Source organism: Agarivorans litoreus, from assembly GCF_019649015.1.
In the GTDB taxonomy this organism is placed as follows: domain Bacteria; phylum Pseudomonadota; class Gammaproteobacteria; order Enterobacterales; family Celerinatantimonadaceae; genus Agarivorans; species Agarivorans litoreus.
This window is the reverse complement of sequence record NZ_BLPI01000001.1, coordinates 2,164,869-2,187,810: the sequence shown is the minus strand read 5'-3', so window position 1 is coordinate 2,187,810 and position 22,942 is coordinate 2,164,869. Positions and strand designations below refer to the sequence as shown.

The 22,942-nt window shown below is 43.0% G+C and carries 21 protein-coding genes; 2 read left to right on the top strand and 19 right to left on the bottom strand.

Features of this window, described 5'->3' with window-relative positions:
• The first annotated feature begins 53 nt into the window (after positions 1 to 53).
• Positions 54 to 1,490 (top strand): pyruvate kinase, encoded by a 1,437-nt coding sequence (gene pyk / locus K5L93_RS10140; protein WP_220719706.1) that lies wholly within the window; start codon positions 54 to 56, stop codon positions 1,488 to 1,490.
• Between the two features lie 38 nt (positions 1,491 to 1,528).
• Here the strand turns inward: pyk and K5L93_RS10135 are convergent, their stop codons facing one another.
• Both K5L93_RS10135 and K5L93_RS10130 read right to left on the bottom strand, forming a co-directional pair.
• Positions 1,529 to 2,209, bottom strand: a complete 681-nt coding sequence (locus tag K5L93_RS10135) for a DUF2786 domain-containing protein (protein WP_220719704.1) — start codon at positions 2,207 to 2,209, stop codon at positions 1,529 to 1,531.
• A 413-nt stretch (positions 2,210 to 2,622) separates the two neighbouring features.
• On the bottom strand, positions 2,623 to 4,314 hold the full coding sequence (locus K5L93_RS10130; protein WP_220719702.1) for a mechanosensitive ion channel family protein: 1,692 nt from the start codon (positions 4,312 to 4,314) through the stop codon (positions 2,623 to 2,625).
• A 215-nt stretch (positions 4,315 to 4,529) separates the two neighbouring features.
• On the opposite strand from K5L93_RS10130, the gene K5L93_RS10125 reads away from it, so the two are divergent.
• Positions 4,530 to 5,357 (top strand): hypothetical protein, encoded by an 828-nt coding sequence (locus tag K5L93_RS10125; protein WP_220719700.1) that lies wholly within the window; start codon positions 4,530 to 4,532, stop codon positions 5,355 to 5,357.
• Positions 5,358 to 5,430: 73 nt separating this feature from the next.
• Here K5L93_RS10125 and trpB read toward each other — a convergent pair whose 3' ends face one another.
• The 17 genes from trpB to mnmG all read right to left on the bottom strand — a co-directional run bounded on the left by trpB (position 5,431) and on the right by mnmG (position 22,928).
• Positions 5,431 to 6,654: a tryptophan synthase subunit beta gene (trpB, locus tag K5L93_RS10120; RefSeq protein WP_220719698.1), complete on the bottom strand. Its 1,224-nt coding sequence runs from the start codon at positions 6,652 to 6,654 to the stop codon at positions 5,431 to 5,433.
• 117 nt (positions 6,655 to 6,771) lie between these two features.
• Positions 6,772 to 8,133 (bottom strand): bifunctional UDP-N-acetylglucosamine diphosphorylase/glucosamine-1-phosphate N-acetyltransferase GlmU, encoded by a 1,362-nt coding sequence (gene glmU / locus K5L93_RS10115; protein ID WP_220719697.1) that lies wholly within the window; start codon positions 8,131 to 8,133, stop codon positions 6,772 to 6,774.
• 92 nt (positions 8,134 to 8,225) lie between these two features.
• Entirely contained in the window at positions 8,226 to 9,665 is a 1,440-nt protein-coding gene (gene viaA, locus K5L93_RS10110; protein ID WP_220719696.1) for an ATPase RavA stimulator ViaA, read from the bottom strand.
• Between the two features lie 8 nt (positions 9,666 to 9,673).
• A complete protein-coding gene (locus K5L93_RS10105; RefSeq protein ID WP_220719694.1) occupies positions 9,674 to 11,323 on the bottom strand; it encodes an ATPase RavA domain-containing protein in 1,650 nt (549 codons plus the stop codon).
• 187 nt (positions 11,324 to 11,510) lie between these two features.
• Positions 11,511 to 11,936 (bottom strand): F0F1 ATP synthase subunit epsilon, encoded by a 426-nt coding sequence (locus tag K5L93_RS10100; protein WP_016400252.1) that lies wholly within the window; start codon positions 11,934 to 11,936, stop codon positions 11,511 to 11,513.
• Positions 11,937 to 11,967: 31 nt separating this feature from the next.
• Positions 11,968 to 13,344, bottom strand: coding sequence for a F0F1 ATP synthase subunit beta (gene atpD, locus K5L93_RS10095; RefSeq protein WP_220719692.1), 1,377 nt, complete (start codon positions 13,342 to 13,344; stop codon positions 11,968 to 11,970).
• A gap of 36 nt (positions 13,345 to 13,380) precedes the next feature.
• Positions 13,381 to 14,244, bottom strand: a complete 864-nt coding sequence (gene atpG / locus K5L93_RS10090) for a F0F1 ATP synthase subunit gamma (protein ID WP_220719690.1) — start codon at positions 14,242 to 14,244, stop codon at positions 13,381 to 13,383.
• A 28-nt stretch (positions 14,245 to 14,272) separates the two neighbouring features.
• Entirely contained in the window at positions 14,273 to 15,814 is a 1,542-nt protein-coding gene (gene atpA, locus K5L93_RS10085) for a F0F1 ATP synthase subunit alpha (RefSeq protein ID WP_220719688.1), read from the bottom strand.
• A gap of 14 nt (positions 15,815 to 15,828) precedes the next feature.
• Positions 15,829 to 16,359, bottom strand: a complete 531-nt coding sequence (gene atpH / locus K5L93_RS10080; RefSeq protein ID WP_220719686.1) for a F0F1 ATP synthase subunit delta — start codon at positions 16,357 to 16,359, stop codon at positions 15,829 to 15,831.
• A 19-nt stretch (positions 16,360 to 16,378) separates the two neighbouring features.
• Complete coding sequence (gene atpF / locus K5L93_RS10075) at positions 16,379 to 16,852, bottom strand: F0F1 ATP synthase subunit B (RefSeq protein WP_220719685.1); 474 nt, start codon at positions 16,850 to 16,852, stop codon at positions 16,379 to 16,381.
• Positions 16,853 to 16,885: 33 nt separating this feature from the next.
• Positions 16,886 to 17,140 carry a F0F1 ATP synthase subunit C gene (gene atpE, locus K5L93_RS10070; RefSeq protein ID WP_016400258.1) on the bottom strand — a complete coding sequence of 85 codons (255 nt, stop codon included), beginning with the start codon at positions 17,138 to 17,140 and terminating at the stop codon, positions 16,886 to 16,888.
• A gap of 52 nt (positions 17,141 to 17,192) precedes the next feature.
• A complete protein-coding gene (gene atpB, locus K5L93_RS10065; RefSeq protein ID WP_220719684.1) occupies positions 17,193 to 18,005 on the bottom strand; it encodes a F0F1 ATP synthase subunit A in 813 nt (270 codons plus the stop codon).
• Positions 17,995 to 18,399: an ATP synthase subunit I gene (locus tag K5L93_RS10060; protein ID WP_220719683.1), complete on the bottom strand. Its 405-nt coding sequence runs from the start codon at positions 18,397 to 18,399 to the stop codon at positions 17,995 to 17,997. The genes atpB and K5L93_RS10060 overlap by 11 nt, the downstream gene beginning before the upstream one ends.
• Positions 18,400 to 18,661: 262 nt before the next feature.
• Complete coding sequence (locus K5L93_RS10055) at positions 18,662 to 19,582, bottom strand: ParB/RepB/Spo0J family partition protein (protein WP_220719681.1); 921 nt, start codon at positions 19,580 to 19,582, stop codon at positions 18,662 to 18,664.
• Between the two features lie 17 nt (positions 19,583 to 19,599).
• Positions 19,600 to 20,391 (bottom strand): ParA family protein, encoded by a 792-nt coding sequence (locus K5L93_RS10050; RefSeq protein ID WP_016400263.1) that lies wholly within the window; start codon positions 20,389 to 20,391, stop codon positions 19,600 to 19,602.
• An 11-nt stretch (positions 20,392 to 20,402) separates the two neighbouring features.
• Entirely contained in the window at positions 20,403 to 21,029 is a 627-nt protein-coding gene (gene rsmG / locus K5L93_RS10045; protein WP_220719680.1) for a 16S rRNA (guanine(527)-N(7))-methyltransferase RsmG, read from the bottom strand.
• Between the two features lie 9 nt (positions 21,030 to 21,038).
• On the bottom strand, positions 21,039 to 22,928 hold the full coding sequence (gene mnmG / locus K5L93_RS10040) for a tRNA uridine-5-carboxymethylaminomethyl(34) synthesis enzyme MnmG (protein ID WP_220719679.1): 1,890 nt from the start codon (positions 22,926 to 22,928) through the stop codon (positions 21,039 to 21,041).
• Positions 22,929 to 22,942 lie beyond the last annotated feature (14 nt).

The following is a 22,942-nucleotide window of genomic DNA, read 5'->3' as shown; positions in this document are numbered from 1 at the left end:
TCAGCATCAGCGAATTCAAGCAAACATCTCATCAATTTTTAAGGATTAGCAACATGTTAAGACGTACTAAAATAGTCACAACTTTAGGCCCCGCCACCGACCGAGACGATGTACTGGAACAACTGATATTAAGTGGTGCAAATATGGTGCGCCTTAACTTCTCTCATGGAACCGCAGAAGATCATTTGGCACGCGCTGCCAAAGTGAGAGAGTTAGCCAGCAAACACAAACTACACATTGCGATACTAGGCGACTTACAAGGTCCCAAAATTCGTGTTTCCACCTTTAAAGATGGCAAAGTAAACCTAAATGTAGGCGACAGCTTTATTTTAGATAGTGAGCTAGACAAAGGTTTAGGCGATGAAAAACAAGTAGGCCTAGATTACAAACACTTGCCTAAGGATGTTGAACCAGGTGATATCTTATTGCTCGATGATGGCCGTATTCAACTTAAAGTAACGGCGGTAAAAGACAGCCAAGTAACTACCGAAGTCACCATAGGTGGCGTTTTATCTAACAACAAAGGCATAAACAAACTTGGCGGTGGCTTATCTGCAGCAGCCCTTACCGATAAAGATAAAGCCGACATTTTAACCGCGGCCAAAATTGAAGTGGACTACCTAGCCGTATCATTCCCTAATAGTGGCGAAGACATGCATTATGCTCGTCGCCTTACCCAACAAGCAGGATTAGCCACCAAATTGGTTGCTAAGGTAGAACGCGCCGAAACTGTAGCAACCGAAGAAGCGATGATCGACATAATTAAAGCCTCGGATGCAGTAATGGTTGCACGTGGAGATTTAGGAGTAGAAATTGGCGACGCCGAATTAGTGGGTGTACAAAAAACCCTAATTCGCCTCACTCGAAAATACAATCGAGCAGTAATTACCGCCACTCAAATGATGGAATCGATGATTAGCGCACCAATGCCAACCCGTGCTGAGGTAATGGATGTAGCCAATGCCGTGCTAGATGGAACCGATGCAGTGATGCTTTCTGGCGAAACTGCCGCAGGCCAATACCCTATCGAAACAGTAAAGGCTATGGCCAGTGTATGTTTAGGCGCAGAAAAACAACGCAGCATTAACGTGTCGAAATACCGCATTAATTATATCTTCGAGAGTATTTCGGAAACAGTAGCCATGAGCACCATGTTTGCTGCCAACCACATGAAAGGCATGAAGGCGATAATTGCCCTTACTGAATCCGGCAGTACACCACTGTTAATGTCTCGTTTGAGTAGTGGCTTGCCGATTTTTTCGCTATCTCGCCATGCCAATACTTTAAGCCGTTGCGCCTTGTATCGTGGCGTTTACCCAATCCATTTTGATGAAAGTAGCGAAGACATAATACAAGTATCAAAAATTGCGATTGAGCGGCTAAAAGAGCAAGGCTATTTGAGCAAAGGCGACTTGGTTATATTGACCCACGGCGATGTATTCGACCAAACCGGTCATACCAACACAAGTAAGATACTGAAAGTAAGTTAGATAATTAAGTCGCTGACTTAGCGGAGTAACTTCGCACTCTAACGTAACAAAGAAGTAGCGCGAGCGCCTTCTACAGGCCGATTAACTGACAGTTTTCGGCCTTTTTTCATACCAGTTTGAAAATCTGGGGTAAGTTGCCCCATCGACGCCTTGATTTTAGCTTTAAAGGTTTCGCGATCTAATTTTTCAAACATCTCATCAAGGTAGTCATCCATGTGCTCGTTACGACCATTAGTGGTGAGATCTGGCAGTTTTTCTAGCGCGCCCTCCAACCAACCAGCAGTAAACGAGCTAACTCGGCGTGCCACGGTTACGTTATCGGTGCCCGAGCCGGCAAAGCTATTTCTAAAAGAGCCCACTTGCTGGTTCATTTCCCGATAAACAATATCAAAAGCAAAAGCGGCAAATACCGCACGGTCGGCATGCCCAACAAACTCAGCACGTTTTAAACCTTTGTGATTAACCAACACGGCTTCAACCCCAAAACGACTATTAATGCCGCGGATAATCCGCAGAATATTTTCACTTACATTGGCAGGTAACAAGGTTTGGGTTGAGGTTTTACCCATTTGAATAAGCTCAATATCAGCTTGTTCTAGACCATGTTTAAGCATGAGCCGATGAGCCATACGAATAGCTTGAGCGGCCTCATGAACATTTGAGGAGTTACCCAACTCTAAACACTTAGCTATTTTTTCTAGGGCGCGTTGACGACTCACGAACTGCAACAACCTCTGCTCAAAAATGAAGCGCTATTTTACTTATTTTAGCCAAATTTTCCAGCTATTCAGCGTCGGAAGCCAGTATCAAAACCAACAAAGGCTTGGAAGTAAAAACCAAACCTTTGATTTTATAGTTAATGTTTTAGGGTCTGTTGATCTTTGGTGTTGAAATTTTGTTTGAGATAAGCGGGCTTTAATCGCGGCGAGCACTTAGAAGCCTAGTGGGCTAAGCAAGAAGGGCTTAACAAAGAGTAAAGTTCGCTTATCCGAACCCTTCGGGCAGCATTTCTTAGCCATTTATTCAGCGTTAGCGAGTGATTATTAAGCCCACTTAACTGCACACTCACTGCCTTGCCTAAATGGCTAATAAATTGCTGCAAAAACCATCAGAAAAGTTCAACAGACCCTAGCTATTTTTCGATTTGCGCTGCTTCGCTAGTGGCAGGATAAAAATGCACATCGCGCTGCGGGAACGGAATAGAGATACCGTCGCGGTCGAAGCGCATTTTCACTTCGCGGGTAATATCCCAATATACATTCCAGTAATCATCGGTTTTAACCCAAGGGCGAACAATAAAATCAACTGAAGATTCGTTAAGTACATGCAGCTTCACGGTGGGCTCTGGTTCTGGCAATACCATTGGATGCTGCTCGAGCAATTCGTTTAATACTGCCTCTGCTTTTTCAATGTCATCGGAGTAGCCAATACCAAACACCAAATCCACCCGGCGCAATTTTTGCGCAGTAACGTTTTTGATTACGTCACCCCAAATTTTGCTATTGGGTATAACCAAGGTTTGGTTATCAATGGTGAGAATGGTGGTTGATACAAGGTTCATGCTTTTCACCTTACCAAATACTCCACCACCCACTTCAACCATATCGCCTACATCGTAAGGGCGATAAATCAAAATCATCAAACCAGCAGCAAAGTTACCTAGAGTATCTTGCAAGGCAAAACCAATAATGAAACCGGCCACACCTAAACCGGCCAAGATAGGAGCCAGCGAAATCCCCACTTGAGCGAGCGCAAATAGAATTCCTATAATGATGACAACTCGAGCGACCGAGGAAATAATCATGTCTTTCATTAATGACGACAAATTTAGCTTGGATGAATCCAAACTCTTGGTCATCAGTTTACGCACCAAACGCGATAATGAGCGGAAAATATAGTAGATAGCCACCAGCAAAAACAGCTTGAAAATCCATTCACCACCGTGCTCAACAAAGTATTCTGATAAACGTTCTAACCAACGTTTAGCAATGCCACCTAATATATCCACATCCAAAACATCGGTAGTAATTTGACCGCCAAGCTTTAGTAAAGTCTGCTGATAGAAAGACGCGTTAAAGCCTAACTGAGTAAGTAAATCGACGGTAAGCTTAAAGCTTTCCCCAGCAACAGCAAGCTGCTCGGTAACAACTGCTAATTGGTCTTTAAGGCTTTGATCATCCGGCGTAATTTTAATTAACTTGCCGAGTTCTTCGCGCTTTTTACCCACCAAGCCCACCATGCCAGAAAAGGACTCAGCGCGGGTATATAATCGATCGATCAAGTATTCTTTTTCTGCATCTACATTAAAACCTAAGGCTTGTTGATTAACAATTTGCTGCACCATGGCATTATAAATAAGATCAGAACTAGTAAGGTGTTCGATATAGAGTTGGAAAGCTTTAATACCATCAGCTTCTTCTTCGGCATAAGCCTTATTAAACTCAAGCTGCTGCTTTTCGATACCATTCACTAAATCTTGGTTATTTTGGGCAATAATTTGCTCAACTTCAGCCAACACTTGCTCATCGGCTAAGCCCAAAGCTTTTTGCTCAATCAAATATTGAGAAAGTTGATTAATGGTCTCAAAGGCATGCAAATGGCGCTCTAATAAACGGTGAGAGATAGCCGCCTGCTCAATACTTGATACTTGGTCGATATTGGCTTTAATTTTTTCGATCCGCTGTTGCTGACGCTGATACTTTTCTAACAGCAAGGTTGCTTGGTCACTCCCAGAATCGACTGCCATAACCGAAGTTATCGGAAAGCAGACTAACAAAGCAGCTAGTACCAGAGCACCACAATAACGCGTTAATTCCTTTAACATCCTTTTCTCCAACCAACAAAGTAGTAAGCAAGCTGTGCATGCAGATTAACTTAACAGTTTAAAATAAATCAAACCGCCCCACTAAGGATAGTGGCTTGTTTATATTTTACTATCAGATTTAAGTGCTTATACTAACCAAAAGCTCACAATGAAGTGACAAACGTTAAACAGCGCATCTGCAGCACTGTTTTAGTACTGCGATACAAGGATAGTATATGAAAACCAAGCAGTGGCTCCCTCTTGCTGCACTAATAGCAAGCTTTAGCTCTACCAGTTTAGCTGGTGAATGGGTGATAAAAGCGGGCGGCTTTTGGGCGAAAACCGATTCTTCAATTACCACCAAAGCATTCAATAACGAAGACTTTCATTTAGATTTCGAAGACAACTTAAATCTAGAAGAAAACCAGTTTTTACCATTTTTCGAAGCAGGCTATAAATTTAAAGAACGCCATATTGTATATGCCGATTGGCGCAGATTGCACCGCTCAGCCAAAAGCAAATCAACCTTTGGCTACACCCTGCCTAACAACCCAGATAAAGGCATTGTTGTAGGGGCGTCTATTGATACGCGTATGGACATTGACATTTTACGCGCTGGTTATGGTTATTCTTTCTTTAAAACAGAACGGGCCGAAATTGGCGGTTCGTTAGGTTTACACGTTATGTTCATTGAAATGGGCTTTAGCGGTGAGATAGCGGGTTGTATTAATAACAGTGGTACCATCACTTGTGATAGTGCCAATACCAACGGCGAAGTAGTTGATGAGTCAACCACCGCTCCACTGCCTGACATTGGACTATGGGCAGATTATCAATTAGCGGAAGATTGGACGATTGGCGCGCACACTCAGTTCTTCTATATATCTATAGATAATACTAGTGGTTACTTAGCCGATTTAAATGCATCTCTTTCTTATCATATAACACCAAGTTGGGATGTTGAATTAGGCTACAACTATTACTTAGTTGAAGCCGATTGGAATGAAACCACCTTAAGATATCACTACCGCGGGCCAATGCTCAACGTGGCTTATAAATTCTAAACTAGCTTTCTGCAAACTAAAAAAGGCCACAGATTTTCACTTGTGGCCTTTTTTGTTTAGCAAGTTTTACTACTTATAGCAGCGATTCTATTCCGTATTCTTTACCGTATTTCTCTACCACAAAGTCGATATCTTTATCTCCTCGACCCGATAAATTAATCAAAATTGACCCTTTATTACCTTGTTTAGCTAAATTAATGGCGTGCGCCACTGCATGAGCAGATTCTATTGCTGGAATAATGCCTTCTAAACGCGAGAGCTCAAAAAAAGCATCAATCGCTTCTTGGTCACTCACTACACCATATTGAACTCGGCCTAAGTCTTTTAAATAGGCATGTTGTGGTCCAACCGAAGGATAATCTAGGCCGCTGGCGACTGAATAAACCTGTTCAGGCTCTCCTTGCTCATCTTTAAGCATGTAGGAATGGAAACCATGCATAGTGCCAGGTTCACCCTTGGTTAACGTAGCTGCATGTTCACCCACTTCTTCCAAACTGCGACCGGCAGGTTCACAACCATGCATAGCGACCGCTTCATCTTCTAAAAAGGCGCTAAACAGCCCCATAGCGTTAGAGCCACCACCAACACAAGCCACTAAATTGTCTGGTAAAGCTCCGGTCATTGCTTGGAACTGCTCACGCGCTTCTATGCCAATAATTGATTGGAAGTCTCGTACCATCATCGGGAAGGGGTGGGGTCCAACTACCGAACCAATAGCATAAAGCTGGCTATGAGGATCGGCCATGTAAGCTTGAAAAGCGCTATCTACAGCTTCTTTTAAGGTTTTTCTACCGTGAGTTGCGGGGATAACATTGGCACCTAAAATACGCATTCTCACTACGTTAGGGTGCTCTTTAGCGATATCTACTTCACCCATGTGAATATCACACTCTAACCCTAACAAGGCAGCAGCGGTTGCTAAAGCAACCCCATGTTGACCAGCGCCAGTTTCGGCAATCACTTTGGTTTTTCCCATTTTTTTAGCCAGTAGCACTTCACCTAAACAGTGATTAATTTTATGCGCGCCAGTATGGTTTAGGTCTTCACGTTTTAAATAAATGTCGCAGCCATAGGTTTGCGATAAATGCTCGGCGTGGAAAATTGGGCTAGGGCGACCTACATAGTCTTGATACAAACGCGTAAGCTCTTTTACAAACTCTGGATCTTGACGAATGTCTAAGTAAGCCTGATTAATATCATTCATAACTGTTTGAAGCTCTGGCGGGATAAAACTTCCACCATATTCGCCAAAATAACCTTCGCTGTTTGGCAGCGGGTGTTCAAACTGTTTGTTCATGGTCTGTCCCTAAAGCAAAACCCTAGTTATACCTAATTAAAGTAGGGATTTATGTGAAAACAGTCGCTAAAACAAAAAAAGCGACCAAAGGTCGCTTTTCATATACAATTCAAACAATTAAGATTTTTTAACGGGACGTTGCCAAGCTTTAATACTGCGCTGCTTGGTTCTAGATATTGCCAATACTTCAGCTTCCACATCACTTGTAATTGTAGAACCCGCACCTACAGTTGCATTCTTACCCACGGTAACTGGAGCAACTAACTGGGTATCACTGCCAATAAAGGCACCGTCTTCAATCACAGTTTGGAATTTATTAACACCATCGTAATTACAGGTAATAGTGCCAGCACCAATATTCACTTTTTCACCTACCGTAGTATCACCTAGATAAGTTAGGTGACCAGCTTTAGAGCCTTTACCTAGAGTAGACTTCTTCATTTCTACAAAGTTACCTACATGAGCATCTTGCTCCAGCTTGGCTCCAGGGCGAAGGCGAGCAAATGGACCAGCGGAAGCATCTGCCGCTAAGCTAGCTTGTTCAATAATGCTGTTAGCTTTAATGGTGACATTATCGCCAATCTCACAATCAATCAAAATAGCGTTAGCTTCAATAGTCACATTGTTACCAATGGTAACTTTGCCCTTAATTATAACGTTGATATCGATGAAACAGTCGCTACCAATGCTTAACTCACCACGTAAATCAAAGCGGTTAGCATCGGCCAAACTTACCCCATCACGCAGTAGCTGTTCAGCTTGGGCTTTTTGGTATGCGCGCTCTAAACCGTTTAGTTGAACTCGGTCATTAACCCCTTGCACTTCAACAATAGAGTCGGGTTGTACCGCTTGTACCACGTTGCCTTCTTTAGTGGCCATTTCAATAATGTCGGTAACGTAGTATTCGCCTTGAGCATTGTCGTTACTTAAGTTAGCCAACCAGCGGTTAAAGTCATTACTGTTTGCCACTAATACACCGGTGTTCACTTCTTTAATCGCTAGCTGCTCAGCGGTTGCATCTTTGTGCTCAACAATCGCTGCTACACTGCCGTTTTCACGCACAATTCGCCCATAGCCGGTTGGGTCTTCTTGATCTACGGTGAGTAAACCAATGCCATTTTCTGGCAAGGCTTCAATTAAGCGCTGAATTGTTTGTTCGCTAATTAAGGGGGTATCACCGTATAACATAACGACAGGCTGATTAGGCGCAAAATGCGGTGCAGCTTGTTGCATAGCATGACCAGTACCTAGTTGCTCAGCTTGCTCAATCCAATTTAAGCTTGGGTCTTGTATTTGCTGTTTAATCAATTCACCGCCATGGCCGTAGATAAGGTGAATAGCTTCTGGCTTTAATTTTTTAGCGGTATCGATGACGTGCTGCACCATTGGTTTATCCGCTAACTTATGAAGTACCTTCGGTAAAGTTGAACGCATCCTTGTTCCTTTACCGGCAGCCAAAATAACAACGCTGAAGTTCATTTTGTTTCCTTATTACAGGTTAATTTTCCCAATCAACCAAAATGATTATCGATAATTTAAACAAGTGTAAGCGAAACGTATCTGCTTTGGAATTATCGTTTAAATAAGCGCTTCATTGGCGAAGGAGTGTAATCCCAGAGGTGATCAAACACCTGCATTAATTCGGGGTTTCCGTAGCTAGATAGTTTAAGCGCATGAAATCGATTTTTTTGCGTTTTTAACTGCTTGATTGTATCTAACAAATCATTGGGTGGAGCAGGGGCAATAAAATCTGACAATACCACTAAATCTGCATTTTGGTATTTATCTTCTGTCATTTGTTTAACCGCTTGCTGGAGTGCTGCGGCCATATCGGTGCCACCATGAAAACTGTAAGATAGAAAATTAAGCACTTCTCTTAAGCCATCTTTTTTGGTGAGTTCGTAAGTGATGAGCTCTGTTGAAAACATAATGACATAACAGTCACGCTGTTCAGCTAAGGCTATTTGCATTAAGCCATAGGCTAGGGCTTTAGCACACTTCTCAGGAAAGCCTTGCATAGAGCCAGAGCTATCAATGGCCAAAACGAATGGCCCCTTATCTAGCATGGTCTCGTCAGCTGCTTTTTTGTAGGTTTTCACCTTACGCAATTTGCGCTGCTTGCCCTGCATTTGATAATTCATTAGCTGGTGATCAACTAAGTGCTTATAAAAAATAACCTCTAACTCTGGGTAGGCTAAGAACATGGTTTCATTAGGCAAGAGTTTGGCTAGATCATCACCTTCGTGCACTCCAACTATATCGTCGGTAACTTGCTCTAACTGCTCCTCAATCAATTGAGGCTCTTCAACCGGTGCATTGCTAGCATTTGGGTCACTCACTTGGTCGGCCATTCTGCCTAATTGCTCGGCAATTTTTTGTAGACCTTTTTGCGATTTAAGGAACACCGCAAACTGCTTAAGCAAATTAACTTCACTTTTACGCAGCTTTGCCGCCGCCATATCCCATAATCGACCTAACTTATTTGAGTCACCCGATTCAGTCATTTCAGGCATCGCCTGCAGCGTTTCAACCCGTTGATAAAGATCGGCCAGCAAGGCTTGCTTATGCTGCTTCATTTCATCTAACTGAGCTTTATTAAGCGCCTTGGCGATGTTTTCAAACCACTGATTACAAAAGTAACTTTGAAACATTGGGCTATAACGGTGGTGAGGATGAGCAGCCAACTCACTTGCCTTGCCATAAAAAGAAGAACAAACGCTTAACTGTATCAATAAGTCATCTAACTGTTGGCTGAATGCGGCACTGTCTAATTCAATAGAACGCTGATACAGCGCTATTTCTTCGGCAAATTTTTCTTCAATGGTGATTTGACCAAGCTGAGAACGAATTTGGCTTTTCCATTTGCTAACTTGGCTTTTCATGGCACTTTGAATACCAGGGCTAGACTCTGCAATCATCATCAGTTGCGGACGCATCATCACCTCGCGGACTGCTTCATCAAGCAGTCCCGACTCGGCTAACATCACACCAAATTGCAGGCTATCTAACATGTTTTAACCTAGTTAAAAAAGTCGTTTATATTGCGCATTCTATAAGCCTGTTTATCTAGCAAGCTAGCAACCCCTGATACCATCATATCCACTTCCATCAAGCTTGCTTCTATCGACTCTGGCAGTTGCTCAGAGATAAAGTTATGGGGCAAGGCACCGTGAAACTGAGCCCGGCTACGTTTTAGCTCATATTCTGCTTGTTTAATATTAGCCAATACTGCATCAATTTGCTGTTGCCAATCGGCTACCATGCTTTCATCAAGGCCTTGTTGTTTGGCAATACCAAGCAGTAAAGGTCGATTAGCTAAATCTTTAATCACTAGCTGATGGTTAATATCAATATCAAAGCGTAGCTGACATAACTCGGAACCTTCGTTGATCCGCCCGAGCATTTCACAATTACCGCTTTTTATTTTCTTTGAGAACTCGTTTGCATCCACATAGACCCAACGCGTTTCACCTTTGTCTTTTTCACTCACCGACAAATTGCTTTGCAATACCACCAGCTTAAATAGCTCGCCACCGTGTTTATTGGGGTAACGTTTAGCACTGCTAAAATCGTATTTATATTGGTCTTTTCTTAAGCCTGAATCATGAGAAAACTGTAGGGTAAGCTGCTCGCAAATATCATCCACGGTGGCTTGATAATGACGCTCGGCCCCTTCGGCAAGTTCTTTTAGTTTAAGCTGATCGAATGCATGATTGACGGCATAATCTTTGATACAAGTTTGAATAAACTGGCGGTCTTCTAGGTTATGCCAGAGACAGTCTTGCAATAGCAGCAAGTCGAGCGGATTAATCTCTGAACGACCATTAAAAAATGCACTAGTTTGCAACAAATGAACAGACTTCTTCCAGCGTCGGTCCGATACATAAAGATCGCCAACAATACTGCCTTCTCCGGCTAAAGGAAAACCTTGCTCAACCAAGTTTTTAATTAGGTACATTTTCTCAAACACTTCGTCATTCATGGTGACTTGGCCAAGTTGCGCTTGCCATGTTTGATATTCTTCGTCACTAATCACAAGGTGTTCAGGGATATCTTGTAAGCTTTGATTATCAAGCAGCAGGGCTTTGAAGTTGTCTTTTTGCTGAATCCTATTTACAAATACCCTCAGTAACATGCGGTCATAAAGCGCTTCTAAGCCGCCATCTTCTTCAGGCAGTTCATTTGAAGCAGAAATAAGTAAGCGCATGGGTACAGGCAAGTTTTCGTAGCTATTTCGAAAAGTGCGCTCATTCACTACCGTGAGTAGGGTATTAAGAATAGCCGGACCTGCTTTCCAGATCTCATCAAGAAAAACTATATGGGCAGTGGGCAAATAACCTTCGGTTAAACGAACATACTTACCATTATCTTTAAGCTCTTGAATAGATAAAGGACCAAACACTTCTTCTGGGGTTGAGAAGCGAGTCATTAAGTAATCAAAGAAGCTTTGGCTTTTAAAGGCCTTCACCAAACGTTTGGCAATCATGCTTTTGGCAATACCAGGCGGGCCTAGTAAAAATACACTTTCGCCGGCTAGAGCAGCCAAAAGGCATAGTTTAAAGCTTTCTTCACGTTCGTAGATACCTGCTGATAAGGCTTTGATAAGGCCTTGAATACGCTCTGAGAGCAAGGCTTTGCTTGCTTGATTTAATGGCGAAATTGTTGCCATATCCATCCCTTGGTGAGTGTTAGTTTGAAGCTAAGTTCAAACCCACTAAATGTAGTTGTTATTAGCACGAAGCCAATCTATTTATAGCTATAGTAACGACTATAAAAATAGGTTTCGTTGATGTCAGCATCATTTTTCACAGACAAAAAAGGCGCTCTGGGAGCGCCTTTTTATTATCAAGCTAAATCTATCGGACGTTTTTTCCGAGGATTTCGATAACTTGAAGTTGAGCCATTGCTTTCGCAAGTTCAACTTGAGCTTTCGCAAAATCCACATCGCTGTTGGGATTGCTAATGCTTTCCTCTGCAGCTTGTTTAGCTTGTTGGGCCTTGGCTTTATCGAGCTCGTTGCCTCGAATCGCGGTATCTGCCAACACGGTTACGTTTCCTGGTTGTACTTCCAAGAAACCACCCGAGATGTAAATCACCTCTTCGTGACCATGCTGTTTAACCATGCGAACCATACCAGGCTTAATTGGGGTTAGTAGTGGAGCATGACCATGCAATACTCCTAACTCACCCTCTTCACCGGTTACTCGTAAGTGCTCAACGCGGCCAGAGAAAATTTTCTCTTCTGCGCTCACCACATCCAAGTGAACTGTCATCGCTGCCATTTCAGCCTCCTGTTACGCCAATGGGCGAAGCTTACATATTTTTGGCGCGCTCAAGCACGTCATCAATATCGCCTGCATACAAGAACGCTTGCTCTGGAATATCATCGTAATCGCCAGCCAATAGGCCTTTAAAGCTACGGATAGTATCTTTAAGTGGGATAAGTTTACCTGGGTTACCAGTGAAAACTTCAGCTACGTGATAATCTTGAGTTAAGAATTTCTCGATCTTACGCGCGCGAGCTACGGTTTGCTTGTCTTCTTCAGACAATTCATCCATACCTAGAATCGCAATAATATCTTTCAATTCTTTATAGCGTTGCAATACGCCTTGCACACCGCGAGCAACTTCATAGTGCTCTTGACCTACGATAAGAGGATCTAACTGACGAGAGTTTGAATCCAGTGGGTCAATCGCTGGGTATAAACCCATTGCTGCAATGCTACGGTTTAGCGTAACGGTTGCATCTAAGTGCGCGAAAGTGGTTGCAGGAGATGGGTCAGTCAAGTCATCCGCAGGTACATATACCGCCTGAATCGAAGTAATCGAACCAGTCTTAGTAGATGTAATACGTTCTTGAAGAACACCCATTTCTTCAGCCAATGTAGGCTGGTAACCTACCGCTGATGGCATACGGCCCAACAGTGCAGATACTTCGGTACCGGCCAAGGTGTAACGGTAAATGTTGTCGATGAACAACAATACGTCTTTACCTTCGTCACGGAACTTCTCAGCCATAGTCAAACCCGTTAACGCTACGCGTAGACGGTTTCCTGGTGGCTCGTTCATCTGACCGTAAACCATGGCTACTTTATCAAGTACCCCGGCTTCTTCCATCTCGTAGTAGAAGTCATTACCTTCACGAGTACGCTCACCAACACCAGCAAACACAGATAGACCTGAGTGAGCTTTAGCGATGTTGTTGATCAACTCCATCATGTTTACGGTTTTACCAACACCGGCACCACCGAATAGACCAATTTTACCACCCTTAGCGAATGGACAAATTAAGTCGATAACTTTTACGCCTGTCTCTAGCAATTCGCTAGAGTTAGCCTGCTCTTCATAAGTTGGAGCAGAACGGTGAATCTTGTAACGCTCTTCCGTTTCAATTTCACCTTTGTGGTCAATAGTTTGACCTAGTACATTCATAATGCGACCGAGGGTTGCGTCACCCACAGGTACTTTAATCGCGTCACCAGTATCAACCACTTCTAGGCCGCGACGTACGCCTTCCGATGCACCCATACAGATACAACGAACTACGCCACCACCAATTTGCTGTTGAACTTCAAGAACTAAGTCTTCGCCTTGAACTTCTAGAGCATTGTATACCTTAGGTACACTGTCATGTGGAAATTCAACGTCCACAACAGCGCCAATTACTTGGACGATGTTACCGTTACTCATGTTGATTCCTCTAAATATATTGCTTAGTGCCTTGCCTTAAACGGCTGCAGCTCCCGCAGAAATTTCGCTCAATTCTTGAGTAATCGCTGCTTGACGCTCTTTGTTGTATACCAACTGAAGCTCATCAATCAGGTTACCCGCGTTATCGGTTGCCGCTTTCATTGCAACCATTCGTGCAGCTTGTTCACAGGCTAGGTTTTCTACCACACCTTGATACACTTGAGATTCGATATAACGAACTAGTAGGCCGTCGAGAATTTCTTCAGCACTTGGCTCGTATAAATAATCCCAGCTGCGAGACGCAATTTCTGGATCATCTGCTTTAGGCAGCGGCAATAATTGATCAATCGTTGGTTCTTGTACCATGGTGTTTACAAACTTGTTGTACACCACATAAATGCGATCTAGCTTGCCTTCATCGTAGGCTTCTAACATCACTTTCACGGTACCGATAAGCTCTTCAACAGTTGGGTTATCTCCCAAGCCAGAGTTTTGAGCTACCACTTTACCACCGTGGCTATTAAAGAAGGCTGTTGCTTTACTGCCAATAACGGCAAGATCAGCCTCAACCCCTTTTTCTTTCCACTGCTGCATGTCGGTGACAACTTGTTTAAACAAATTAATGTTTAAGCCGCCACACAAACCACGGTCAGTAGATACCACGATATAACCTACACGCTTGGCTTCTCGTTCTACAGCATACGGATGCTTGTATTCGAGCTTACCTAGCGCGATATGACCAATTACTTTGCGCATAGCTACTGCGTAGGGACGGCTGCTTTCCATTGCGTCTTGCGAACGACGCATTTTACTTGCTGCCACCATCTGCATCGCATTGGTAATCTTTTGAGTGTTTTGAACACTACCAATCTTACCTTTAATCTCTTTAGCGCCGGCCATATCTATTGCTCCTATTCGTCAGGTTTGATTACCAAGATTGGGTAGATTTAAAGCTTTCAATTAAGCCTTTAATCGCCGCATCAATCTCGTCGTTGTAATCGCCTTTTTCATTAATAGTCGCTAATAGATCGGCGTACTCGTTGTTAGCGTAAGCTAGCAACGCTGCTTCAAAATCAACAATCTTATCGATTTCTATGTCAGCTAAATAACCTTTTTCAGCGGCGTATAGACCCAAGGCTTGTTCAGCAACAGATAATGGGCTGAATTGCTTCTGCTTCATTAACTCGGTTACTTTTTGACCGTGGTCTAACTGCTTACGGGTTGCATCATCTAAGTCAGAAGCAAACTGGGCAAATGCTGCTAGTTCACGGTACTGTGCCAATGCGGTACGAATACCACCTGACAGTTTCTTGATAATCTTAGTTTGTGCTGCACCACCTACACGAGATACCGAAATACCAGGGTCAACCGCCGGACGAGTACCAGAGTTAAATAACTGGCCTGTTAGGAAGATTTGACCATCGGTAATCGAAATTACGTTGGTTGGTACGAATGCTGATACGTCACCAGCCTGGGTTTCAATAATCGGCAATGCAGTTAATGAACCTGATTTACCTTTTACTTCACCTTTCGTGAACTCTTCTACGTACTGTTCGTTTACCTGGGAGGCACGCTCTAATAAACGAGAGTGGAGGTAGAAAACGTCACCAGGGTAAGCTTCACGGCCTGGCGGACGACGTAGTAGCAAGGAAATTTGACGATAAGCTACGGCTTGCTTAGATAAATCATCATAAATGATTAACGCATCTTCACCGCGGTCACGGTAGTATTCACCCATAGTACAACCAGCATAAGGCGCTAAGTATTGTAGTGCGGCTGAATCTGATGCAGAAGCTGCAACAATGGTGGTGTACTCCATTGCGCCGTATTCTTCTAGCTTACGTACTACAGCAGCAATAGTAGAGGCTTTTTGGCCAATCGCTACGTAAATACATTTAATGCCAGAGCTTTTTTGGTTAATGATGGTGTCAACAGCGATCGCTGTTTTACCAATCTGACGGTCACCGATAATCAACTCACGTTGACCACGGCCGATTGGAATCATTGAATCAATCGCTTTAATACCTGTTTGAACAGGTTTATCTACCGATTTACGTTCCATTACGCCAGGTGCAATCACTTCGATTGGCGAGAAGCCATCGTGCTCTACCGCACCTTTACCATCAATTGGCTCACCCAGTGTATTAAGTACGCGTCCCAATAAGCCTCGACCTACAGGAACTTCCAAAATACGACCAGAACTTTTTACTTTGTCACCCTCTGCTAAGTCAGCATAAGGGCCCATTACTACCGCACCTACAGAATCACGCTCTAGGTTTAATGCGATAGCATAACGGTTACCAGGAAGCTCAATCATCTCGCCTTGCATTACATCAGCAAGACCATTAATGCGAAGAATACCGTCACTTACAGAAACGATAGTACCTTCGTTACGAGCTTCACTGACAACTTCAAACTGCTCAATACGTTGCTTGATCAGTTCGCTTATTTCAGTGGAATTCAGTTGCATGCTCTATTCCCCAATTACGCTTGCAGTGTTTCAGAAAGTTTCGCCAATTGCCCTTTTACAGAGCTATCAATCACTAAATCACCGGCTTGAATAATTACACCGGCCATTAATGAGGCGTCAACACTACAGTTAAGCTTCACTTTGCGTGCTAGACGCTGTTCCAAGGAAGCACTAATTTGCGCTTGCTGCGCGGCATCTAACTCGGTAGCGGAAACAACATCAGCAGTTATTTCCTTAGCCAATTCGGCCTTATACTCCAAGAAAAGAGCTAACACAGCAGGCAACGCATTTAAACGTCCGTTCTCAGCCATTAACTTAATTAAGTTAAGGCCATGCTCGTTAAGCTGTTCCGCACATACAGTGGTAAATAAATCAACCAAAGTATTTGCCGATTCCCTTTTCAGCTGAACTGCAACGTGCTCATTGGCTGCCACTTCGGCAACAAATGCTAACATCTCAGTCCACTGTTCTAAGGCTTTTTGCTCAACAGCAAAATCAAACGCAGCTTTAGCGTAGGGACGAGCAATGGTGGTTAAATCAGCCATAAGCTCTACCTTTTATCCCTTATTTCAGCTCAGCGACTAGCTTATCAACAATCTGCTTGTTGGCTTCTTTGTCGATTGAACGCTCAAGAATTTTCTCAGCGCCAGCGATGGCTAAAGCAGCTACTTGCGCACGTAACTCTTCTCGAGCACGATTACGTTCAGCTTCAACTTCTGCGTTACCTTGAGCAATAATTTTTTCTCGCTCAATGTTAGCCAGCTCTTTTGCTTCGTCGATGATTTGAATTTTGCGCTTGTTAGCTTGCTCGATAATACCAGCAGCTTCGGACTTGGCGTCTTTCATTTGCTCTGATGCTTTCGCTTGAGCTAATTGAAGATCCTTTCCGGCACGTTCAGCGTCAGCTAAACCATCCGCAATTTTCTTTTGACGAGCTTCAATCGCGTCGATTAGTGGTGGCCATACGTATTTAACGCAGAACCAACAAAAAATCGCGAACGATATCGCTTGTCCAAACATGGTTGCATTGATATTCACAACGACACCTCCTATTTGTTAGGAATCGAAGGATTAACCTAACAAGGCAACGAATGGGTTAGCGAATACGAAGAATAACGCGATACCCACGGCAATCATTGAGATCGCATCTAGTAGACCAGCAATAATAAACATTTTAGTTTGTAGTGCAGGGGCTAGCTCAGGCTGACGGGCTGATGCTTCTAACAATTTACCACCTAAAAGTGCAAAACCGATAGCAGTACCAAGAGCGGCCATGCTCAGCATGATTGCAACAGCGATAATAGTTAAACCAACAACAGTTTCCATGATTTTCTCCAAATAGTATTTATTAGGTTAAAACAGTTTTTATTAAACTTAATTAGTGATCTTCATGGGCTAAAGCTAGATAAACTATCGTTAGCATCATGAAAATAAACGCCTGAAGCACAATGACCAGAATATGGAAAATTGCCCATGGCACAGATAAGGTCCATTGAGCCCATAAAGGAACAAGTGCGGCAATAAGAATAAAGATCAATTCACCTGCATACAGGTTACCGAACAGACGCAAAGCGAGTGAGAAAGGTTTAGCCAATAAGGTGACCGATTCTAACAAGAAGTTGAATGGAATCATTGACCAATGGTTGAAAGGATTAAGCGTTAGCTCTTTTGTAAACCCTTTCAGTCCTTTTACTTTAATACTGTAAAATATGATTAAAGCAAACACGGCAAGAGACATGCCCATTGTGATGTTTAAATCAGTAGTTGGTACAATTTTAAAGTACTCAGCGCCCATAAGTCCGGCGACGTGGGGTATAAAGTCAACAGGCACTAAATCCATCAAGTTCATGAGGAAAATCCACACGAAGATGGTTAGACCAATTGGCGCAATAACACGGTCGGTGCGATGGAAAGCATCACGAACAGCTCCATCAACAAACTCAACCATCATTTCAACAAAACATTGAAACTTGCCAGGTACGCCAGTTGTTGCTTTTTGCCCTGCCTTATAAAAAAGAAATAAGAACAAAGCGCCCAAGCCAACTGAAAACAGGAGTGAATCAATGTGCCAAGTCCAGAACCCTGCATCCTTACAAGCGTAATTAAATGCCAGACCGCCATCGGCCATACACATTTGTGCGTTTGTCAGGTGGTGCTGGATATAGCCTGAAACGTTACCTTCAGCAGCCATTTATCATCCTATTTTTGTTACTAAGAAAAATAGAGGCAGTCCATTGCGTTAAAGTACTAAGAACAAAGCCAAGCAATAGTGCTAGAGGCACCACTTCAAGCAAGGCAAAGGCCAGTATGAACATAATGGCTGTTAGAGAAAGTTTTACGACTTCCCCGAGATAAAAGCTCAATACTACGTATTTTCGATGTCTAGCTCCCACAAACATAAATGCCATGGCAGTAAACAGCGCATTTGGTAGTAAAAAGATTATTCCTCCGAGTAACACTGAAATGGCAGTTTCTTTATCAAAAAAGAAACCACTTTTAAGTGTTAGCAGTGCGACAAACCCTGTCTGAAAGATAACAAAATATAACGCTTTAAGGCGTACTTCTGTTGTTAAAGACCCAGACATTCTCGACCTCTACTAGTTTTTACATTTAACCCATTACCTATAAGTAGGTAAAAAGGGCTTGCGAAAAAGCCTAATGATTATACGTTGAACGCGCACTTTTGCAATCAGAAGCAAAGCGGAAGTCACCAATTTGTAACAGCTTACATAAACAAATAACGGTTATTGTTAATTTTTATGTTACAAACCAGCGATTTTGGTCATTTTTTGGTGAAAGTTAGGTAATCAAGATCAAAGAAATGTAGGTAAGAATAGTTTATAAAAACTAAAGTGTTTCATCGGAATCGATGAAGAGCGCCAAAATAGCATCTAATTCATCCAAGTTTGCATAGTCTATAACCAACTTACCTTGGCCTTTTTTGTTTTGCTGAATTTTTACACCAGCACCTAAGCGTTCGCTTATTCTTTGCTCTAATCTGTTAATATCTGGATCAACTTTAGCTGCTTGTTTAGGGGCTTTAGGATTTAAAACTGCCTTAACTAGCTTTTCGGTATCGCGAACTGTTAATCCTTTGGCAGCAACATTACGTGCAGTTTCGGCTTGAGTTTCTCCACTTAACGCTAACAAGGCACGAGCATGGCCCATTTCAATATCGCCATGTTCCAATAAGATTTTTACATCGTTATCAAGGCTATTTAAACGTAGCAGGTTGGTTACAGTTGTACGAGATTTACCTACCGCTTCAGCGACCTGCTGATGAGTAAGTTCAAATTCATTCATTAAACGGTCAAGGGCAACCGCTTCTTCCATTGCATTAAGATCTTCACGCTGAATATTCTCAATAAGTGCAATAGCAACCGCGTTTTCATCACTCACGTTTTTAATCAAACAAGGAACATCGTGCAGATGAATTTGTTGCGAGGCGCGCCAACGGCGCTCACCAGCAATAATCTCAAATTGATTATCACCCACTTCTCGAACCACAATGGGTTGAATAACCCCTTGTGCTTCAATCGAGTGAGCCAGTTCCTCGAGCGCTTCAGCCGACATGTCTTTACGTGGTTGGTACTTACCTGGGCGTAACCATTCGATGGGTAGCTTACGCAGCTCACCACGGTTTTGATCAACGGTTTGCTGATTAGTATCGGCTTTAGTGTCCTCTTCAACTTGACGCTGACGAGCGTTATTACTGGTACTGAGTAATAAATCTAATCCTTTACCTAATCCACGTTTTCTCGCTGACATGTCTTTATCCGTATTCATTAATCTACGACCACCGCTTGTGCTTCTTCTTCATGGCGGCGAATAATTTCACCCGCTAAAGCAAGGTAAGCCTTAGAACCATTTGACGTTTTATCATAATACATGGCTGGTTTACCAAAGCTAGGGGCTTCGGCCAAACGCACATTTCTTGGGATCACAGTTCGGTAGACTTTTTTACCAAAATGCTGCTTAAGCTGATCACTTACATCCGACGATAACCTATTTCGAGGATCGAACATGGTGCGCAAAATGCCTTCAACTTGCAGATCAGGATTAACCACTGAAGCCAATTTACTAATGGTATCAACTAAAGCGGTTAAGCCTTCTAAGGCGTAATACTCACACTGCATTGGCACCAATACACTGTCGGCAGCAGCCATTGCATTAACAGTAAGCATGTTGAGCGAAGGCGGGCAATCTATGAAAATGTAATCGTAGTAGTCACGCACGGGCGCTAATGCATTACGTAAGCGTACTTCGCGCGCGAAAAACTCCATTAATTTAATTTCAGCAGCAGTAACATCAGAGTTAGCTGCAATTAAATCAAAAAATCCGCTGGTATCTTTTACCGTTACTTGATCGATAGGTTCTTCATCAATCAGTAACTCATAGGCTGTTTTTGGAACATCGTATTTATCAACACCACTGCCCATGGTGGCATTACCTTGTGGGTCTAGGTCAATCAACAATACTTTGCGTTTAGTGGCCGCCATAGACGCCGCTAAATTTACGCTGGTTGTAGTTTTTCCTACGCCACCTTTCTGGTTGGCAACCGCAATTACTTTACCCACAATATTTTCGCCTAAGGGTTATTTTTATCAATAATAACTAGATGTCGCTGACCTTCAAGTTCGGGAACCGTTAAACTCTCGATACTGTGCAGTTTTAAGCCTTCGGGCAGGTTTTCTAGCTCTTGTTCAGGCACTAAGCCTTTTAAAGCATAGAATTTACCATTATTTGCGGGTAGGTGAGAACACCAGTTAAGCATATCCTCTAAAGAAGCGAACGCTCTGCTTATTACGCCATCAAAATCGAGGTTTTGTTGGTAGTTTTCTACTCGGCTTTGCACTGCGGTAACATTTTCGAGTTTGAGTAAATGACAAACTTGGCGAATAAAAGTAATTCGTTTCCCCAAACTATCAAGCAATACAAACTGTTTATCAGGATTAATAATGGCCAAGGGAAGACCTGGTAATCCAGGCCCTGTGCCAACGTCAATAAAACGCTCACCTTGTAAGTAAGGACTTACCACTAAACTATCGAGAATGTGTTTTACCATCATCTCCATAGGATCTCTTACCGAGGTAAGGTTGTAAGCTTTATTCCATTTATCGAGCTGCTCAACCAAACTAACCAGTTGAGAAATTTGCAGCTCGGTAAGCTGCAAAGACGTTTGAGCCAATAAGCCCTGTAAGCGAGATTTTAACACCCGATCATCCTAAGCTGACTTGCGTGCCAAGTCGTGTTTTTTCAAATATACCAATAGCAATGATACCGCAGCTGGAGTTACTCCCGAAATACGTGCTGCTTTACCTATGGTTTCTGGTCTGGCATTGGTTAGTTTTGCAACTACCTCATTCGATAGACCGCTAATTTTAGAGTAATCTAAATCTAAAGGTAGCAAAGTATTTTCATGCTTTTGGGTTTTCTTAATTTCTTCTAATTGGCGTTTAATATAACCATCATATTTGATCTGGATTTCAACTTGCTCAGCGGCGGCTGGTAGTTCTAATCCAGGTCCAAAGCCATCAATTTCCATCAATTGTTGGTAGTTAAGCTCTGGTCGGCGAATCAACTCTTCTAAAGAATGCTCGCGAGTAATTGGATTTTTCAATAATGGGTTTAGCTGATCCAATTGCTTAGAACTGGTATGAACCCAAGTGTCTTTTAGGCGCTGGCGTTCTAACTCAACCGCTTCAACTTTTTGATTAAACAACTGCCAACGATGATCGTCTACTAAACCAAGCTTACGACCTTGCTCAGTTAAACGCATATCGGCGTTGTCTTCACGTAACAATAAGCGATATTCGGCACGACTAGTGAACATACGGTAAGGTTCTTTAGTGCCTAAAGTGGCTAAATCGTCGATCAATACGCCCATGTAAGCTTGGTCGCGTCGAGGTGCCCATGCATCTTTGCCTTGAGCGTAAAGGGCAGCATTAGAGCCTGCAATTAATCCTTGGGCACCGGCTTCTTCGTAACCGGTAGTCCCGTTGATTTGTCCAGCAAAGAACAAACCTTTTAAGTATTTGTTTTCAAGGCTTTGTTTTAAATCACGAGGATCAAAGAAGTCATACTCAATGGCATAACCCGGACGGGTTATATGGGCATTCTCTAAACCTTTCATTGAGTGAACTAACTCAACCTGAACATCAAAAGGCAAGCTGGTAGAAATACCATTTGGGTACACTTCGTGAGTGGTTAGGCCTTCAGGCTCAATAAAGATCTGATGTGAGTTTTTATCGGCGAAGCGAGTTACTTTGTCTTCGATAGAGGGGCAATAACGCGGCCCAATACCTTCAATCACACCGGTAAACATAGGGCTTCTGTCTAAACCATTACGAATAATGTTATGAGTAGACTCGTTGGTATGAGTGATATAACAAGGGATCTGTTGTGGGTGATCGCTTTGTTTACCAATAAACGAAAATACTGGTGTAGGGGTATCACCAGGCTGTGGCTGCATTTGGCTAAAATCGATACTGCGCGCATCAATGCGCGGTGGAGTACCGGTTTTTAGGCGATCAACTCGTAATGGTAGCTCTCGGAGTCGTTGGGCTAAAGCAATTGACGGGGGATCACCTGCTCGGCCACCAGCATGGTTATTTAAACCAATGTGGATCATGCCACCAAGGAATGTTCCCACAGTGAGCACTACGCTGCGTGCACGTAACTGTAGGCCCATTTGAGTAACCACCCCTACCACTTGATCATTTTCTACGATCAAGTCGTCACAAGCTTGTTGAAAGATAGTTAGGTTGGCTTGGTTTTCTAAACGCTCACGGATCGCAGCTCGATAAAGCACTCTATCTGCTTGCGCGCGAGTTGCACGAACGGCTGGGCCTTTAGATGAGTTTAGGGTTCTAAATTGGATCCCTGAAAGGTCGGCTGCTTGTGCCATTAAGCCACCTAAGGCATCAATTTCTTTTACTAAGTGACCTTTACCAATACCACCAATGGCTGGGTTACAAGACATTTGACCTAAAGTTTCAATGTTATGAGTAAGCAACAAGGTATTTTGACCCATGCGTGCAGCTGCAGCAGCTGCTTCAGTACCGGCATGACCACCACCGATCACTATCACGTCATATTGTTGTTTATAGAACATTTTTTATTACCTCG